This window comes from Sphingomonas montanisoli (assembly GCF_008274695.1).
In the GTDB taxonomy this organism is placed as follows: domain Bacteria; phylum Pseudomonadota; class Alphaproteobacteria; order Sphingomonadales; family Sphingomonadaceae; genus Rhizorhabdus; species Rhizorhabdus montanisoli.
In genome coordinates, this window is record NZ_VTOU01000002.1 from 323,106 (window position 1) to 341,379 (window position 18,274).

15 protein-coding genes are annotated in these 18,274 nt (G+C 64.6%); 3 read left to right on the top strand and 12 right to left on the bottom strand.

The window, feature by feature from the left end; all coding sequences use genetic code 11:
- Nucleotides 1-10 precede the first annotated feature (10 nt).
- The 4 genes from FYJ91_RS07245 to FYJ91_RS07260 form a co-directional block, all read right to left on the bottom strand.
- On the bottom strand, nucleotides 11-1,144 hold the full coding sequence (locus tag FYJ91_RS07245; protein WP_149521599.1) for a phosphotransferase family protein: 1,134 nt from the start codon (nucleotides 1,142-1,144) through the stop codon (nucleotides 11-13).
- An 84-nt stretch (nucleotides 1,145-1,228) separates the two neighbouring features.
- Nucleotides 1,229-2,452, bottom strand: coding sequence for an amidohydrolase family protein (locus FYJ91_RS07250; RefSeq protein ID WP_149521600.1), 1,224 nt, complete (start codon nucleotides 2,450-2,452; stop codon nucleotides 1,229-1,231).
- Nucleotides 2,453-2,576: 124 nt separating this feature from the next.
- Nucleotides 2,577-2,990, bottom strand: coding sequence for a Zn-ribbon domain-containing OB-fold protein (locus FYJ91_RS07255; RefSeq protein ID WP_149521601.1), 414 nt, complete (start codon nucleotides 2,988-2,990; stop codon nucleotides 2,577-2,579).
- Nucleotides 2,991-3,001: 11 nt separating this feature from the next.
- Nucleotides 3,002-4,174, bottom strand: coding sequence for a thiolase family protein (locus FYJ91_RS07260; protein WP_149521602.1), 1,173 nt, complete (start codon nucleotides 4,172-4,174; stop codon nucleotides 3,002-3,004).
- A 193-nt stretch (nucleotides 4,175-4,367) separates the two neighbouring features.
- Here FYJ91_RS07260 and FYJ91_RS07265 point away from each other — a divergent pair, with 193 nt between their 5' ends.
- A complete protein-coding gene (locus FYJ91_RS07265; protein WP_149521603.1) occupies nucleotides 4,368-5,204 on the top strand; it encodes an IclR family transcriptional regulator in 837 nt (278 codons plus the stop codon).
- Between the two features lie 34 nt (nucleotides 5,205-5,238).
- Here FYJ91_RS07265 and FYJ91_RS07270 read toward each other — a convergent pair whose 3' ends face one another.
- Genes FYJ91_RS07270 through FYJ91_RS07280 form a run of 3 tightly spaced genes read right to left on the bottom strand, consistent with a single transcriptional unit; the run spans nucleotide 5,239 to nucleotide 9,457 of the window.
- Entirely contained in the window at nucleotides 5,239-5,853 is a 615-nt protein-coding gene (locus tag FYJ91_RS07270; protein ID WP_149521604.1) for a cysteine hydrolase family protein, read from the bottom strand.
- Between the two features lies 1 nt (nucleotide 5,854).
- The gene (locus FYJ91_RS07275; protein ID WP_149521605.1) at nucleotides 5,855-7,855 is read right to left on the bottom strand and encodes an oxidoreductase; all 2,001 of its coding nucleotides are present in this window, start codon (nucleotides 7,853-7,855) and stop codon (nucleotides 5,855-5,857) included.
- Between the two features lie 3 nt (nucleotides 7,856-7,858).
- Nucleotides 7,859-9,457 carry a GMC family oxidoreductase gene (locus FYJ91_RS07280; protein WP_149521606.1) on the bottom strand — a complete coding sequence of 533 codons (1,599 nt, stop codon included), beginning with the start codon at nucleotides 9,455-9,457 and terminating at the stop codon, nucleotides 7,859-7,861.
- A 137-nt stretch (nucleotides 9,458-9,594) separates the two neighbouring features.
- Between FYJ91_RS07280 and FYJ91_RS07285 the strand changes: the two genes are divergently transcribed.
- Complete coding sequence (locus FYJ91_RS07285) at nucleotides 9,595-11,199, top strand: phytoene desaturase family protein (protein ID WP_149521607.1); 1,605 nt, start codon at nucleotides 9,595-9,597, stop codon at nucleotides 11,197-11,199.
- Nucleotides 11,200-11,291: 92 nt separating this feature from the next.
- On the opposite strand, the gene cysQ is transcribed toward FYJ91_RS07285, so the two are convergent.
- From cysQ to FYJ91_RS07310, 5 genes are all read right to left on the bottom strand, one after another.
- Complete coding sequence (gene cysQ / locus FYJ91_RS07290) at nucleotides 11,292-12,089, bottom strand: 3'(2'),5'-bisphosphate nucleotidase CysQ (RefSeq protein ID WP_149521608.1); 798 nt, start codon at nucleotides 12,087-12,089, stop codon at nucleotides 11,292-11,294.
- Complete coding sequence (cysN, locus tag FYJ91_RS07295; RefSeq protein WP_149521609.1) at nucleotides 12,086-13,999, bottom strand: sulfate adenylyltransferase subunit CysN; 1,914 nt, start codon at nucleotides 13,997-13,999, stop codon at nucleotides 12,086-12,088. The genes cysQ and cysN overlap by 4 nt, the downstream gene beginning before the upstream one ends.
- Entirely contained in the window at nucleotides 13,999-14,913 is a 915-nt protein-coding gene (gene cysD, locus FYJ91_RS07300; RefSeq protein WP_281290577.1) for a sulfate adenylyltransferase subunit CysD, read from the bottom strand. Before cysD ends, cysN begins: the two co-directional genes overlap by 1 nt.
- A gap of 148 nt (nucleotides 14,914-15,061) precedes the next feature.
- Entirely contained in the window at nucleotides 15,062-16,396 is a 1,335-nt protein-coding gene (locus tag FYJ91_RS07305; RefSeq protein ID WP_425473991.1) for an AmpG family muropeptide MFS transporter, read from the bottom strand.
- Between the two features lie 39 nt (nucleotides 16,397-16,435).
- Nucleotides 16,436-16,858, bottom strand: coding sequence for a response regulator (locus FYJ91_RS07310; RefSeq protein ID WP_149521611.1), 423 nt, complete (start codon nucleotides 16,856-16,858; stop codon nucleotides 16,436-16,438).
- Nucleotides 16,859-16,941: 83 nt separating this feature from the next.
- Here FYJ91_RS07310 and FYJ91_RS07315 point away from each other — a divergent pair, with 83 nt between their 5' ends.
- Nucleotides 16,942-18,261: a dicarboxylate/amino acid:cation symporter gene (locus FYJ91_RS07315; protein WP_149521612.1), complete on the top strand. Its 1,320-nt coding sequence runs from the start codon at nucleotides 16,942-16,944 to the stop codon at nucleotides 18,259-18,261.
- Nucleotides 18,262-18,274: the final 13 nt, after the last annotated feature.

Sequence of the window (18,274 nt, forward strand, 5' to 3'; positions counted from 1 at the left end):
TCTGTCTTTATCAGGCGATTTCTTCGATCACGTCGCCGGGCGCCTCGATCCCCAGGGATCGGGCAAGCTGGATCGTGATGATATTATTGTTGGCGTTGTTGCCGGGATCGGATGACTTTTCCATGATCAGCTTGCGCGCCATGATGAGCGCGAGCTTGTAACCGGCGAGCACCTCGTACCATTGGACCTCGGCCGTATCGATGCCGGTGCGGCCGCGGAAATAGGCGAGCGTCTCGTCGCGCGTGCCCAGCCCTTCGAGCCTCGTGAGGCCGAGATTGACGCTGTGGAAGGCGTCGAAGAACAGCCACCAACCCAGATCGAGCAACGCACCGCCCAGCGAGAGCTGCTCCCAATCCATCACGCCCGAAATCTGGAAGTCCGGCCCGATCATCATATTACCGATCCGCGCATCGCCCCACGAGAGGCCGGCAGGCGGATTCTTCGGCTTGTTGGCGATCAGCCACTGCTCGGTTTGCGCGATGATCGGCACATGATCGGCCTTCGACCAGCGACATTCGTCGAGCGTCATCCTGAAATGCGCGTCGAAATCGCCGTCGTCGGGATTGTCCGCGAGGAAGGCGACCTCGTCGAGCGGGGTCAGCGCGATTTCGCACAATTGCTCCATCGCCGATTCCCACGCGGTCCGGCGCTGTGCGATGGTGGCGTCGAACAATTTGCCCGCGCTGTTATAGGGCGGGAAGGTGACGGGCACGAAGCCGTCGAGCTTGCCCATCAGGAAGTAGGGCGCGCCAAACGGCTCGGTGCCGCCATCGAAGTGGAGCGGTGTCGCGACGCGGACTTTCCCGATTTCGGTCAGCACCTGCATCAGCCGATACTGGTCGGCGATGCGCGGATCCTTGAACAGTTGATAGCCGTTCGGCGCGATGCGCAGCACCATGCCGCGTTGCTGCGCGACGCCGTCGACCGTCCAGCGCGCGTCGAACAGGATCGTCTCGTTCGAATTGCCCGCGCCGACGGGCAGCTTGAGATTCTCGACCTCGACAGGCGCACCGCCGGCCACGTGCCGGCTGACGAGATCACGCAGTTGCGCGGCCGTTTCCGTCATGTCCCGGCCGATCGTTTCGGCGACGTTCGATTGCTTGAAGCTCGGATTGGTAGGACGATATTCCTCGGTCGCCGACATGGGTGGCCGTTTCCTTCAGAGTGCAGAAAAGCGGCCGCCCCACAAACGGGCCGGCCGCCTTTCGGTGGGCGTATCGGACGGTGCTTATTCGCCGATACGGAAGAACTTCTGCGCATTGCCGCAGATGATGGCGTGCTTGTCGGCCTCGGGGATGCCGGCCATGTCGCGCGCGATCACCGCCGCCGAATCCGGGAAGGTCGTTTCCGAATGCGGATAGTCGGACGACCACATGATGTTCTTGGCGCCCGGGAAGTGCCGCGTCTCGACCGCGATGCGATCGTTGATGAACGACGTATAGACGTTCTGGTCCATGTAGAAGCTCGGCGGCTCCTTGAGCGGGCTCTCGGTCCAGTAACGCTGCTTTTCCCAGGTGCGGTCCATGTAGTGCGCCGCAAACGCCATCCAGCCCGATCCGCTCTCGATCGTACCGAACTTGAGCTTGGGGAAACGCTGGAAGATGCCGCTGAAGATCAGGATCGCGACCGGCTCGGCCATCGCGAATTTGCTCATCATCATGTCGGCGAGGATTTTGTCCTTCTCCGCGAAACGCACGATGCGCCCGCCCAGATGGACCGTCAGCGCGATGTCGTAATCGCATGCGGCCGCCCAGAATTTGTCGAACGACGGATCGTCATAGCGCAACTCGCCGAACGGATCGCCGGTCAGCGCGGCGGCCTGCGCCCCCATGCTCTGTGACGCGCCGGTGGCCGACGGTGCGGCGGTGTCTTTGGTGCTCTGCGGAAAGCCGGGGATGTTGACCGTGGTGAAGCCCAGATCGACGGCTTCCTTCAGCATCGCCAGACCTTCCTCGGCCGATCGCATCGGCAGATAGGCGGCACCGCACAGGCGGCGGCGATCATAAGCGCAGAAGTCGGCCAGGAAGCGGTTATACGCGCGGAAGCTCTCGATATAGAGTTCCATGTTGAGCGTGCCGAGCGGACCGCCGCCGTAGAGGACCGCGGCGTCCATACCGTCGAGATCCATGTCGGCCAGGCGCGCTGCCGGTTCCCAGCCGCCCGATCGCACGTCGGACAGGCGGCCTTCGAGCTTGAAGTCCTTGCCTTTGCGGCCGGCCTGCTGGCCCATCAGGTTGAGCTTCTTGCGGCTGCCTTCGAAGATCACATAATCGGCGTCGTCAGCATGCTCGATCCTGGGGGCAAGCTCGCGCAGATGCTTCGGCAGATATTCCTGCCAGAAGCTGGGATGCGGATTCACATGCGCGTCGGCATCGACGATCTTGTAGGTGAAGGGCTTGTCCTTCGCCCCCCGATCCAGCGCCTCGACGTCGGCTCCCGTAGATGCACTCATCACGACTCTCCCAAGTCAAACATTCACTATTTCGAACGATGTGTCATGTTTTCATACATGATCGCATTTGGTCAAGCGCGAGGCTTGCATGATCGAGTTGCGGTTCGAAAGCTTGGACGTTTGGTCAGCCGGCGACCGGCGCGAACATCGGCAGCCAGACATCGTCGTCCTGTTCGAACTGCACCTCGACCGGCATGCCGATATACACCTTCTCGGGATCGACATCGACGATGTTGGTGGTGACGCGCAGGCCAGGTTGTTCGGGCAGTGCGACGACCGCGATCGTATAGGGCACCTTCATGCCCTTGCCCCACGCTTTCACGTTGATCGTGAAGGTTTCGACCTCGGCCTTGCCCGACACCGGTTCGGGCTTCAGCGCTTCGCTCAGGCAGTTGGTGCAGCGGGGCTGGGGAACGTGGACCCAGTGAAGGCAATCCTGGCAACGGAGCAGGAGCAGGTGGCCATCCTTGCCGCCTTGCCAGAAATGGCGGTTGTCGTCGGTCAGGATCGGCAGGGTGCGCTGATAGGTATCGGACATCGGGCCTCTCCTTATCGCCGGGTGAGCAGCATGCAGCCGCCCTGCGGTCCGCCGCCGGCGGACGTGACCGCAACTTCGGGATCGCCCGGGACCTGGCGGTTGCCGCCCTCGCGCCGCAGCTGGATCACCGCCTCGCGCACGAAGCCGAAGCCGTGGGTGCGTCCCGCCGACAATTGCCCGCCATGCGTGTTGAGCGGCAGTTCGCCATCGCGTGCAATCCTCTGCCCGCCCTCGACGAAGGCACCGCCCTCGCCGATCCCGCAGAAGCCCAGCGCCTCGAGCCAGGTGAGCGTCAGGAAGCTGAACCCGTCATAGAGTTCGGCAACGTCGACGTCCTTGGGCTTGAGATCGGTGCGGCTCCACAATTGCTTGGCCGCGTCATGCGCGCCCATGTGCGGCATGTCGGTCTGATCCCAGCTTGCCGCGCTCCACAGCGCGCCCGCCATCGCCTCGATGTTGATCGGCACCGATTTCAGGTCGCGCGCGGCCTCGGCGCTCGACAGGATGAAGGCGGTCGATGCGTCGGTCGGCACGTCGCAGTCGAGCAGGCACATCGGTGTCGAGATCATCTTGGCGTTCAGATAGTCGTCGATCGTGAACGGATCGCGGAACACCGCCTCCGGGTTGATCGCCGCATTGGCGCGCGCATTGACCGAAATCGCACCCAATTGCCGGCGCGTGGTGCCGTAAAGGTGGAAGTGCCGCTGCATCGACATCGCGACGTGGTTGATCGTGGTCAGCGCGTCGAAGGGCAGGAGGTATTCGAAGCGGTCGCCCATGCGCTGGCGCTGCACGGTCGCACCGGCCGCCTGCTGCCAGTACATCGATCCGCTGCCTTCCTTGAGCGTGCGGAAGACGATGACATGGCGGGCATAGCCGGCCTTGATGGCCGCGACCGCGTTCAGGAACGCCGCCTGCTGTGCGCCACCCTCGCCGCCGGCATTATACCAGTCGAGCTTGAGCTTCAGGGCTTCGATCAGCTCGTGCGTGCCGACGGGGGAAAAGTGGGCGAGATTGCCGTTCATCTTGCCGGGATAGGTCGAAAGCCCGTCGATATCCTTGCGGTCCAGACCCGCGTCGGCGAGCGCCGCCAGCACGGCGTCGACCGTCATCGCGATGCCGCTGCGATCGACTTTGCGACCGACTGCCGATTGCCCGATACCCGAAATGACGACATCGACCATGCGCTGTTCCGTCTCCTGTTTCGCGCGGAAGACTTAGACCGATTTTTCGAAATGGCAAATCAGATGACTCTATCCCGAAACATCCGGCGGTTCGGAATATCGAAAGAACGGCCGTCATTTGCGTGCCGATCGGCTTGCCCGTCGCATAGGCGTAACTTATAGCGGTCGCGTTTCGAAATAGCGAAAGATCGTGATGTCTCGGCTTTCTCCTGCGGTGGCGCGCACCGTCGCCGTTCTCAATTTCTTTGCCGACCATCCGGGCCAGGCGTTCACGCTCACCGATATCGTCTCATCGCTCAAGATCAGCCGCGCGACCTGCCATGCCCTGCTCGCCGCGCTGGTGGAGGCGGGCTATCTCTATCGCAGCAACTCGAAGACCTATCTCCTTGGCTCCGCGCTGGCGCGTCTGGCCGAGGCGGCACGCGGGAGCCTGTCGCCGCTGCAGGTCGCCGCGCCGGAGATGCGCGCGTTGGCCGACGAGTTCGACGTGATCGTCGCCGCGATCTTCCTGGAAAAGGACGAGGCGGTGGTGCGTGAGCGCGCCTCGTCGGTCTCGCATCTCGGCTGGTCGATCTTCCCCGGCACGCGCATCCCGCTGCGCCCGCCGTTCGGCAGCGTGTTCGTCGCCTGGTCGAACGACAGCGAGGTCGACGCCTGGGTCGATCGCGCGCTTCCGCCGCCCAGCGACGATGAGCGCCGAAAGATGCGCGAGAGCATCGAGTTCGTCCGCCGCTGGGGCTATCAGATTGCGCTGCGCAAGGTGCATGTGATGAACGAAGGCCACGCCCAGTCGCTCGTCTATCGCACCGACCAGACCGATTATCTGGTGAGCGAGCTCGACGCGCAGCGCGAATATAATCTGGGTTCGGTCTCCGCGCCGGTCTTCGATCAGCGCGGCAAGGTCGCCTTCGTCATCGGCGTGATGGGCTTCATCCGCCCGATGAAGGGCAGCGAGGTCCAGCAGGTTGGCCGCCGCGTCCGCGAAGTGTGCGACCGCGTGACCAACTTCATCGGCGGACGTATTCCCTGACATTCAAATCCGCCCCCGCCAGGGGGAGGATTATTTAGGCTGGCCAGCTGTCTACTATCGTATCGGTGGGTGCGATCGTCGCGAGCATCGATAGCGTGTTGGTCATCACCGCCTCGGCATATTCGCGGGGGAAGCCCGCGACCGCATCGGCCGGCAGGATCACCTGATAGGCGCGATTGACCGCGTCCATCGTCGTGTTGAGGATCGCGAAGCTCACCGACACGCCGACGAGTATGATCGTCGTCACGCCCGCATTGCGTAGCAGCGAGTCGAGCGGCGACCCTGTCATCGGGCTGATGCCATGATAGCGCGGCAGCACGATGTCGCTGGGGTCATGGAGCTCGGGCAACGGCGCGTCGCCCTCGGTCGCGTTCCCGCCACGCACCTTGGCGGCGGTCGCGAACAGCTTGGCGTTGACGTTCCGTCCGAAGCGGCCGGCCAGGTTCTCCGCCGTGCAGTGGATCACGGGCGCACCCCGCGCCCGCGCCGCCCCGACCAGCTTCGCCGCATTGCTGACAAGGCCGATGCGCTCGGCCTCTTCGCTCAGCGCAGGCCACGGCGCCGCGGCGCCCATCACGCCGCTCTGCACCTCGACGAGCACCACGGCCACGCGGCCGGGGGCGAGCAGGGCGGGAAGGCGCGAACTCATCTCAGCAGGCCAGCGGCTGGAGCGGAACGCGATCGGCCGCAAGCGCGCGCATCGCCTGATAGGCGGTGTGCACCGCGTCGCCGATCCGCCCGACCTTGCGGCTGTCGCCCACCAGATAGCAGCGTATGCCGGCCGCCACGAGATCGTCGGCGACCTTGTTCAACGGATCGCGGCCCTGCGCCATCAGCAGGCGTGCGGCCTGGATCATACGGGTATCGCCATCCTTGCCGCGCACCGTCACCTCGCCATCGGCGATACGGGTGATCTCGCTTTCGGCGACCACTTCGATCGCCGGATTGGCGTTGATCCGCGCGACGAGACCGAGTCGATAGACGATCTCCGCCGATCGGGCGAGCTGATGCGCGGACGATCGCGTGACCAGCACGACGCGCGCGCCATGCTCGGCCATATATTCGGCGGCTTCGCAGCCGGTCTCGCCGCCGCCATAGACGATCGCGGTGCCGCCTGCGGGCACGCCGGGAAGCGCGTGACCCATCAGCAGTTCATAGGCGTCGAGCACCATAGGATCCTCGATCCCGTCGATCGCCATCGGCCGTGTGGTGGTGCCCGCCGCGACGAAGACCAGGTCGGGCGACTGTGCAGCGATCTCTTGCGCCGTCACGCGATGATCGTTGCGAACCGCGACCCGGCTCTTGCCGAGGCGACGGACCAGATAGTCGCGATACCAGAACAGCTTGTCCTTGCCCGGCGGCGTCGCCGACGCGATCAGCCCGCCGCCCAGTTCGGGGCTCGCTTCGTACAGCACCGTTTCGAATCCCGCCTGATCGAGCATCAGCGAAGCCGCCATGCCACCCGGCCCGGCGCCGATGACGATCGCCTTGCGGCCGAGGCCCAGATCGGCGGCAAAATCGGCGTCGAGTTCGCTGCCCGTGCGCGGATTTTCGGCGCAGACGATGCGGTGGAGATTGTCGGGCGCGATGCACCAGTTGCAGCTGGTGCAGGGCCGGATCGTGTCACGCAGCCCGGCCTCAGCCTTTTTCGGCCACGCCGGATCGGTCAGCGACGGGCGGCCCAGCGCCACGAGATCGCAGTCGCCCTCGATCAACGCCGCTTCGCCGGTCTCCGGCCAGCGGATCTGGCCGACGCCGATCATTGGCACGTTGGAGGCTTCGCGCAGCTTCTTGGCGTAAGGCAGGCGCCAGCCTTCGGGGGCCGACATCGGCTCCATCACCTTGTCGAACGCCTCGGGGCCGCGCCCGGTCGACGCGTGCAGCATGTCCGCGCCGGCAGCGACCAGATGCGGCACGATCAGCGCATTGTCGTCGACCGACAGGCCGCCCTCGATGAATTCGTCGGCCGAGATGCGGAAACAGAGCGGCTTGTCGCCGATCGCCGCTTTCACGGATCGGATGACGGCGGTGGGGAAGGCAAGGCGTCGTTCGGAATCGCCGCCCCATTTGTCGTCGCGCTGGTTGCTGAACGGCGAAAGGAATTGCGACAGCAGATAGCCGTGCGCGCCGTGCAGCTCGATCCCGTCATAACCCGCTTCGGACGCCAGCGCCGCCGAACGGCCGAAGGCGTCGACGAGATGCTGGATCTCCGCATCGGTCATCTGCGCGACGACGATCTTGTTGGGGTCCTTGCGCGAACGAACCTCCATCGGCCCGCGCACGATGCCGTCGGCCAGATAGCTGCCCTTGGCGAAGCGCCCGCCATGCTGGAGCTGCAGGAACGCCTTGGCGCCCGCCGCGTGGATCGTTTCCACCAGCCGACAATGGCCGTCGAGGTTGCGGCGGCTGTCGAGCGAGAGCTGATGCTCCTCGGTGCGGCCGGTCTTGGGATCGACGCAGGTGAACTCGACGATGATCAGGCCGAAGCCGCCCAGCGCACGTTCGCGATAGAAGGCGATCTGCGACGGCGTCACCGCGCCGTCGACCCCGCCCAGCGACGTCGACATCGGCGCCATGACGAGGCGGTTCTTGAGCTCGACCCCTGCGATCGAGAACTGGCTGAACAGATGCGGATAATGCGGATTGGTCATCGTTCAACGCACCTCGTTCTTGATCAGATCGGCGCCTTTTTCACCGATCATGATGGTCGGTGCATTGGTGTTGGCGGCCGGCATATCGGGCATGATCGAGGCGTCGATCACGCGCAGCCCGGACACTCCGCGCACCTTCAATGTCGGGTCAACCACCGAGCGTGCGTCTCCGCCCATCCGGCAGCTCGAAACGGGGTGGAAGCCAATGCCGGCAGTGCTGCGGATATAGTCCTCCCACTCGGCGTCGGTCTTGGGTTCTTCGTCGGGCAGAAGACGCCCCACCACATGCTTGGCAAGCGCCGGCGCCTTGAAGATCTCCTCGCACTGTTTCATCGCCGCGATCATCGTCGCGATGTCCTCGGTCGAACCGAGCAGGCGATGATCGACCACCGGTTTGTCCGCCGCATTCGCGCTGCGCAGGCGAATCTCGCCGCGGCTCTTGGGCGGGGAACAGTTGACGAAAATCGTCACGCCCGCCCGCTTGTGCGGCTGGCGCGTGCGATGGTCGACCGCGACCGGCCCAAACGACAGCTTGATGTTGGGGTGGTTCAGGCCCGATTGCGAGCGCGTGTTCGCGATCGCCTGGACCGGTGGCGAGGTGAGGATACCGGTGCCGCTGAACAGATATTGCAAGAAGTGGAACGGCATCTTGAGCGGCGTCGCGGCCGAATTTAGCGTTTCGAGGTCGACGAAGCGGCTCTGATGGACGCTTGCATGCTCCTGCAGGTTCTTGCCGACTTCGGGCGCGTCGACCACGACATCGATGCCCAGTTCGCGCAGTTCGTCGGCCGGGCCGATGCCCGAGCGAAGCAGCACCGCGGGCGAATGGATCGCGCCCGCGCTCACCACCACTTCGCGCTTCGCCTTGATCTCGCGCACCACATTTCCATCGCGATAGCGGACGCCGACCGCGCGCTTGGCGTCGTCGAACACCACCTTGTCCACCAGCGCGCCGGTCAGCACGATCAGGTTCTTGCGGCCCTTGATCGGCTTCAGGAACGCTTCGTAGGTGCTGCTGCGACGGCCGCTCTTTTGAGTGAAGAAGTTGTGGAAGACGCCGTCGACGTCGCCTGCGCAATAATCCTCGATCCGGGTGAGGCCGGTTTCGGCGCACGCCTGGACGAAGGCTTCGGTCATCGGGTGGGGCGAGCGGATCGGTTCGACGCTCAGCGGCCCGTCATGCCCCATGCAGTCCGAGCCCTTGTCCGGCCCGCAGTAGTTTTCGGCCTTCTTGAAAAAGGGGAGCACCTCGTCCCAGCTCCAGCCGGTGCAGCCCTTGTCGGCCCAGCTGTCATAATCGGTCTTGGATCCGCGGATATAGATCGTCCCGTTGATCGCCGATCCGCCGCCCAGCATCTTGCCAGAGATCCACAGCACCTGCCGCCCTTTGATCGAAGGGTCGGGCTCCGTCAGGTACATCCAGTCATAGTCGGGATTGCCCATCAGCTTGACCGACCCGACCGGCATGTTGACCAGCAGCGTATCGCTTTTGCCGCCCGCTTCGAGCAGGACGACGCTGACGTTCGGGTCCTCGCTCAGCCGGTTCGCCAGCACACAACCCGCGCTGCCGGCCCCGATGATCACATAATCCGCCTCGAGCATCCCGTTCCCCACCCGCGAATATTGTTTCGATTGGCTTGGCCATACCGATCGGTTCGGTCAAGGCGCGGCTTGTGGGCCGCACGGCCAATGCGGTAGCCCTCTGTCGAAATGGGGGACTATGCAATTTGGGAGGGGCGATGACCGCCCGTTACGACGCGATCATCGTCGGGGCCGGGCATAACGGGCTCGTTTGCGCTTTCTACCTCGCCCGCGCGGGTCTTCGGGTGCGCATCGTCGAGCGGCGCGATGTCGTCGGCGGGGCCGCGGTCACCGAAGAATTCCATCACGGTTTCCGCAATTCTGCGGCGAGCTATACGGTCAGTCTGCTCCAGCCGAAGGTGATCGCCGACATGCGGCTGGCCGATCACGGCTATCGCGTGATCGAGCGGCCGATCTCCAATTTCCTTCCGCTGGACGACGGCTATCTCAAGCTTGGCGGCGGCCTTGCCCGCACCCAGGCCGAGTTTGCGCGCTTCTCGATGAAGGATGCGGCGGCGCTGCCCGCTTATTATGACGCGCTGGAGGGAGTGGCCGATGTGCTGCGCTCGCTCGCGCTGCGGGCGCCGCCCAATGTCGGCGGCGGGCTGCGCGCGCTGATCGAGGCGGCGCGGCAGGGGCGGGGGATCGCCAGCCTGCCGATCGAGCGGCAGCGCGACCTGCTCGATCTGTTCGCCAAGTCGGCGCGGACCTTCCTTGACGGCTGGTTCGAAAGCGATCCGGTGAAAGCCGCCTTCGGCTTCGATGCGGTTGTCGGCAATTTCGCCAGCCCCGATACGCCGGGGTCGGCCTACGTGCTGCTCCACCATGTCTTTGGCGAGGTGAACGGAAACAAGGGCGCGTGGGGCCATATCGTCGGCGGCATGGGCGCGATCACGCAGGCGATGGCGAACGTCGTCCGCGCGATGGGCGTCGAAATCAGCCTCGAGGCGCCGGTGTCGCGGCTGCTCATCGATGGTGGCCGCGTCGCGGGTGTGCGGCTGGAAAGCGGGGAGGAGATTGTCGCGCCACTGGTCGCCGCCAATGTCGGGCCGAAACTGCTCTACGAACGGCTGGTCGATCCCGCCGATCTCGATAAGGATTTCCTGCGACGGATCCGCAGCTTTCAGGCGGGCTCGGGCACCTTCCGGATGAACGTTGCGCTGTCCGAGTTACCCCGCTTCTCGGTGCTGCCCGAACCGGGCGAGCATCATCGGTCGGGCATCGTGATCGCGCCCAGCCTCGATTATATGGACCGCGCCTATCTCGACGCGAAGCGCTTGGGGCTTGCGCGTGAGCCGATCGTCGAAATGCTCATCCCGTCGACGATCGACCACAGTCTCGCCCCGCCGGGAGGCCATGTCGCCAGTCTCTTCTGCCAGCAATTCGCGCCGGTTCTGCCCGATGGGCGCAGCTGGGATGACGAGCGCGAAGCGACTGCCGACCTGATCCTCGATACGGTCGAGCGCCATGCGCCGGGATTCAGGGCATCGGTGATCGCGCGCCAGATCCACTCGCCGCTCGATCTCGAACGCAAATTCGGCCTCGTCGGCGGCGACATCTTCCACGGCGCGATGAGCCTCGACCAGCTCTGGTCGGCGCGTCCGGTGCTGGGCCACGGCGCTTATCGCGGGCCGATCAAGGGACTTTATATGTGCGGTGCGGGGACGCATCCGGGCGGCGGAGTGACGGGCGCGCCGGGGCACAATGCGGCGCATGAGATATTGCGGGATCGGAGCGTGCTTGGGTGGTGGCGCATCTTCTAAAACCGTCATTCCCGCGAAGGCGGGAACCTATCCAGTCTCTCCGCGAGAGAACGCTTTGGATAGGCCCCCGCCTTCGCGGGGGTGACGATATGTTAGAAAAGCCCCGCCGCCCCGCTCGCGACGAACCAGCCGTTGGCGAAATCGACATCGTCGGCCTGCTGGCGCTTACCGTAGCGCATCGGGGTGCCGTCGATCGCCTTGACCATGCCGCCCGCTGCACGAAGCACCGCGTCGCCGGCGGCGGTGTCCCACTCCATCGTCCGGCCGAGGCGCGGATAGAGATCGGCCAAACCCTGCGCGACCTGACAGAATTTGAGCGAGGAGCCGACCGAGATGAGCTGGCCGACCTTATAGCGTTCGAGAAATTCCTTGGTCTCGTCGGTCATGTGCGACTTGCTTGCGACCACGTCGATCGGCCTGCCATTGGCCGGCCGCACCGCAATGTCGGACCACGCGCCCACGACGCTGCCGGCCACCGACGCCATCCGTGCGCCGGCACCCTCGGCCCCCGCCCAGATCGTGCCGAGCGCGGGCGCATAAACGACGCCTGCCACCGGCGCGTCGCCCGATATCAGCGCGATGTTGACGGTGAACTCGCCGTTGCGGTTGATGAACTCCTTGGTCCCGTCGAGCGGATCGACCAGGAAGAAGCTGCCGCCGCATTCGGGGATCCGCCCCGCGGCGGCCTCTTCCTCGGCTACCACCGGCACGTCGGGCGAGATCTTGGCGAGAGCCGCGAGAATCACCGCCTCGGCGCGCGCGTCGGCCTCGGTCACGGGGGAGCCGTCGCCCTTGGTCTCGGCGGCGCAGGGCCCGGCGTCGTAGACCGCCATGATCTCCTTGCCCGCATCGATGGCGATGCGGACGATCTGGTCGAGGAGCGCGCTCATCCGAGCAGCTTCTCGACGATCAGGTCGGCCGCCTGTTCGGGGCTGAGCTTGGTCGTGTCGATCCGTATTTCGGGCGTGTCGGGCGCCTCATAAGGACTGTCGATCCCGGTGAAGTTCTTGAGCGCGCCGCTGCGGGCCTTCTTGTAGAGCCCTTTCACGTCGCGTGCCTCGGCCTCGGCCAGCGGTGTGTCGATATGCACCTCGAAGAACTCGCCGGCCGCGACCATGCTGCGCACCATGTCGCGCTCGGCGCGGAAGGGCGAAATGAAGGCGGTGATGACGATCAGGCCCGCATCGGTCATCAGCTTGGCGACTTCGCCGACGCGCCGGATGTTCTCCACGCGATCGGCATCGGTGAAGCCCAGATCCTTGTTCAGCCCGTGGCGGACATTGTCGCCGTCGAGCAGGAAGGTGTGGCGGTTCATCCGCGCCAGCTTCTTCTCCACCAGGTTCGCGATCGTCGATTTGCCCGCGCCCGAAAGCCCGGTAAGCCACAGCACGGCGGGCTTCTGGTTCTTCAGGTTCGCATGGTGCGCGCGATCGACATCGTGCGCCTGCCAGTGGACGTTCTGGCTGCGGCGGAGCGCGAAGTGGAGCATCCCCGCCGCCACCGTCGCATTGGTCATCTTGTCGATCAGGATGAACCCGCCCAGCGCGCGCGAATCCGCATAGGGTTCGAATACCAGCCCCTTGTCGGTGGTCAGGTTCGCGACACCGATCGCGTTGAGATCGAGCGTCTTGGCCGCGAGCTGTTCGAGCGTGTTGACGTTGACCTGGTACTTGGGCTGCGAGATCGTCGCGCTGACGGTCTGGGTGCCGAGCTTGAGCCAGTAGGCGCGGCCGGCCAGCATCTCCTCGTCGGCCATCCACACGATCGTCGCCTCGAACTGGTCGGCGACCTGCGGCGGCGCATCGGCGGCGGAGATCACGTCGCCGCGCGAGCAATCGACCTCGTCGGCCAGCGTCAGCGTGACCGACTGGCCCGCGCCCGCCTCCTCCAGATCGCCGTCATAGGTGACGATCGACTTGACCGTGCTGGTCTTGCCCGACGGCAGCACGCGCACGGGATCGCCCGGCTTGATCGTGCCGGTCGAGATCTGACCCGCAAAGCCACGGAAATCGAGATTGGGGCGATTGACCCACTGGACGGGCAGGCGGAACGGCTTGGCGCGATCGCTGTCGGCGTCGACGGGCACAGTCTCCAGATGCTCCATCAGGGTCGGCCCCTTATACCAGGGGGTCTTGCCCGAACGCGTCGTGATATTGTCGCCCTTGAAGCCCGAAATCGGCATCGCGGTGAAGGCAGTGATCCCGATCTCGGCCGCGAAGCTGCGATAGCTCATCACGATCCGGTTGAAGACGGCCTCGTCATAGTCGACCAGATCCATCTTGTTGACCGCCAGCACGATGTTCCGGATGCCGATCAGGTGCGCGAGATAGGAGTGGCGCCGCGTCTGGGTCAGCACGCCCTTGCGCGCATCGATCAGGATGACGGCGAGATCGGCGGTCGACGCGCCGGTCACCATGTTGCGGGTGTACTGCTCGTGCCCCGGCGTGTCGGCGACGATGAACTTGCGCTTCTCGGTCGCGAAGAAGCGATAGGCGACGTCGATCGTGATTCCCTGCTCTCGCTCGGCGGCGAGGCCGTCGACGAGGAGGGCGAAGTCGATCTCCTGCCCCTGCGTGCCGACGCGCTTGCTGTCGGCTTCGAGCGTCGCGAGCTGATCTTCGAAGATCATCTTCGAATCGTAGAGCAGCCGCCCGATCAGGGTCGATTTGCCGTCGTCCACCGATCCGCAGGTGATGAAGCGCAACAGGCTCTTGTTGCGGTGCACCTCCAGATAAGCGTCGATGTCCTCCGCAATGAGGGCTTCGACCTGATAGACAGAGTCCTGAACCGTCTCCGCCATCAGAAATACCCCTCCTGCTTCTTCTTCTCCATGCCCGCGCCACCGGCATCCTTGTCGATCGCGCGCCCCTGTCGCTCGGACGTCGTGGTCAGCAGCATTTCCTGGATGACCTCGGGCAAGGTCGCCGCCGTGCTTTCGACTGCGCCCGTCAGCGGATAGCAGCCGAGCGTGCGGAAGCGGATCGATCGGTCGACCGGCACCTCGCCGGGTTCCAGCGGGAAGCGATCGTCATCGACCATCAGCAGCATCCCGTCGCGCTCCACGGTCGGGCGCGGTGCCGAGAAGTAGAGCGGGACGATGTCGATGTCCTCAAGGTGGATATATTGCCAGATATCCAGCTCGGTCCAATTCGAGATCGGGAAGACGCGGATGCTCTCGCCCTTGGCCTTGCGGGCATTGTAGAGGTTCCACAGTTCCGGGCGCTGGTTCTTGGGATCCCAGCGATGCGAAGCCGTACGGAACGAAAAGACCCGCTCCTTCGCGCGGCTCTTTTCCTCGTCGCGCCGCGCGCCGCCGAAGGCCGCGTCGAACCCATATTTGTCGAGCGCCTGCTTCAGCCCTTCCGTCTTCCACATGTCGGTGTGGAGCGCGCCATGATCGAAGGGGTTGATCCCCTTCTCGATGGCTTCGGGATTCTGGTAGATCAGCAATTCCATGCCGGCGTCGCGCGCGGCCTTTTCGCGCAGCTCGTACATCGCCTTGAACTTCCAGGTCGTGTCGACGTGGAGCAGGGGGAAGGGCGGGGGCGCGGGATAGAAGGCCTTCTTGGCCAGATGCAGCATCACCGCCGAATCCTTGCCGACGCTGTAGAGCATCACCGGCTTTTCGCATTCGGCCGCCACCTCACGGATGATGTGGATGCTCTCGGCTTCGAGCCGTTCGAGATGGGTCAGGGTTTTCATGCTCGTTTCCATGCGCGCGACGCTATGCCGACGTTCGCGCGCATGGCGATGGCGCGCTTCGGATTTTCGGACATAACGGAAAAGCTGTTCACGACCCGACCCATATGGGCGGCCGTGTCGCGCGGGGAAGCGCCCTTATCTTGAGCCGCGCAAAGCGGGCCTATTCGTCGACTTCGCCCGCCGTGCCCAACGACTGTTCGATCAGGCCCATCCGGATCATGATCCAGAACAGCAGAATGCCGGGCAAAGCCGCGAGCGTCGTCAGCAGGTAGAAGGGGACGTAGCCGATCGCCTCGATCATCGCGCCCGCGGTTGTGCCGGTCACGAAGCGGCCCACGATGCTGGCGGCAGCCGAGATCAGCGCGAATTGCGATGCGGTGAAGCGCAGATCGCAGAGCGCGGAGAAATAGGCGATCACGGTGACGCCGCCGATTCCGCTCGCGAAATTTTCGAAGCACATCGCCGCCGCCATCGCCCAGTTGGCGTTGGTGCCGGCATAAGCGAGCCCCGCGAAGCTCAGGTTGGTCAGCGCCATCAGCCACAGGCTCAGCATCACCGATCGCTTCAGGCCCATGCGTGCATAGAGCGCGCCGCCCACGAAGATGCCGATCAGGAACGCCCAGAAGCCGAAGCCGACATCGTAAATCGCGATCTGATCGTTGCTATAGCCCATATCGTTGAACAATAGCCGCACGGTCAGCGTCGTCAGCGTGTCGCCGATCTTGTGGAGCAGGATGAAGGCCAGGACGATCCACGCGCCCTGCCGCTGAAAAAATTCGGCGAACGGACCCCAGATCGAAACGACGGTCGCCCGCATGCCCTTGCGCGTGGTCGCCTCGCGGTGCCGTTCGGGCTCACCCATCACCAGCGCCGTCAGCATTGCGGGCAGCGCGAACATGGCGCAGGCGATGTAGCCGCCGCTCCACCCGATCCGCCCGGCGAGCAACAGCGCGAGCGCGGCGGCAGCGGTCGATCCTATCCGCCAGCCATATTGGCTCATCCCCGCGCCGACGCCCAACTGGTGCGGCTTCAATATCTCGATGCGATAGGCGTCGATCACGATGTCATAGGTCGCGCCCGCCGCGCCGACCAGAATGGCGGCCACGGCCGTTTGCATCAGGCTCGCCTGCGGATCGACCAGCGCGAGGTTGATGACCGCCGCGATCACCAGCACCCCGACAAGCAGCATCCATGACACGCGCTGCCCCATCCGGCCGATCACCGGCAGGCGCACACCATCGACCATCCATGCCCAAAGCGGCTTCAGATTATAAACCAGGAAGGCGAGCGAGAAGGCGGTAACGCTTTTCTTGTCGATCCCCGATTGCGCGAGCCGGGTCGTCAGCGTCGCGCCGATCATCGCATAAGGAAAGCCGGAGGAAATGCCGACGAACAAGGCGGCCAGCGCTTCGGGCGCGGTGTACGGCTTCACCGCACCCAACCAGCCCCTTTTGCCATCGACCGCGGCCGCGCCGCCTTCCCCCATCTGATCCATCGCCCGACCATAGCGGCCCGGCAGCGCGAGGGAAGGGGGTCAGTAGAGGCTCAACCCCGTCGGCAGGCGCTTGGGCACGCTGGCCCCGCCGAGCTTGGCCTCAACCGCCTCGAGCGTGAGGCCCAGGTCGCGCTGCTTATAGGGTTTGGCAAGGCATCCGATCGCGATCTGGGGCGCATCGACAGGGCAGCGTGCCGTGACGAACAGCAGCGGCACGCCAGCCGCCTTTGCGGCCAGCGCCACATCGCGGCCGCTCGACGCGCGCGACAGGGTGACGTCGGACAGGATCAGGTCGATGCCGCCCTCCGCGATGGCGGCCAAGGCATCGTCGGCATTGTCGACGGTCGCGATCACGACGTAGCCGCAATCGGTGAGGAAATGTTCGGTGTCGAACGCGACGAGGGGTTCGTCCTCGACGATGAGGAGCCGCCTATATTTGCGCTCGCGCCGTCCAAATAGCATCCACTCTCCGCTTCTGGCCGTACCTGCCCTTGACCGGCGCCGAAATTGGCCCGACCACTCGTTCTTTCTTATCGGAGACGCCCGTGGCCAAGCGCCTCACACTGTTCATCCTGCTCGCGATGGTTCTCGGCATCGCCGTCGGCATCACGCTCAATCAAACGATTTCAGATCCTGCTACGATAACCAACGTCACGGGCTATATTTCCATCCTCACCGAGCTGTTCCTGCGACTTATCAAAATGATCATCGCGCCGCTCGTATTTGCGACCCTCGTCGTCGGCATCGCGCATATGGGGGATACCTCTGCGCTCGGGCGGATCGGGTTGCGGTCGATCCTGTGGTTCCTGTCGGCCAGCCTGGTGTCGCTGACCCTCGGCCTGATCATGGTCAACCTGCTCCAGCCGGGCGTGGGCCTGGGCCTGCCGATCCCCGACGTGACCGCGACGAGCGGTGTCACCCAGGCCGATTTCTCGCTGAAACAGTTCGTTACCCATCTCGTGCCCAAGAGCTTCTTCGAAGCGATGGCGAATAACGAGATCCTGCAGATCGTGATCTTCTCGATCTTCGTTGGCGTCGCGATGACCGCGATCGGCGAACGCGCCGCGCCGCTGCTGCGCGGGATCGAGGCGTTGGCGCAGGTCATGCTCCAGATCACCGATTATGTGATGCGCTTCGCCCCGTTCGCGGTGTTCGCGGCGGTCACGACCGCGCTGGCGCAGCAAGGGCCGGGCATCCTGATCACCTTCGGCAAGTTCATGGGCGGCTTCTACCTGACCATGATGCTGCTGTGGGTGTTCCTGCTGCTGCTGTGCTTCCTGGTCGCGGGCGGCCGCGCCAAGCTGCTGGTGCGTTACATCCGCGAGCCGATCCTGCTCGCCTTCACCACCGCTTCTTCAGAGGCCGCCTTCCCGCGAACGCTGGAGGCGCTCGATCGGTTCGGCGTGCCGCGCCGGATCGCCAGCTTCGTCCTGCCGCTTGGCTATTCGTTCAACCTCGACGGGACGATGCTCTATTGCACCTTCGCCACCGTCTTCATCGCCCAGTCCTACGGTATCGATCTGAGCCTGGGGCAGCAGGTGACGATGCTGCTGATCCTGATGGTCACGTCGAAGGGGGTCGCGGGCGTGCCGCGCGCCAGCCTGGTCGTGATCGCCTCGACACTGGCCTTCTTCAAGATCCCGGAGGCGGGGCTGCTCCTGATCCTGGCGGTCGATCACTTCCTCGACATGGGCCGTTCGGCTACAAACGTCGTCGGCAATGCGGTGGCGAGCGTGGTCGTCGCCAAGTGGGAAGGCGCGCTCGAAGTGATCGAGCCTGCCGAGATCGAGCCGCCCCACGCCCCCAGCGACACCGTCCATGCCGGCCGCCGCGGGCTGGAGATCGACGGATCGCAGTACGACTAACTCTACTCGTCAT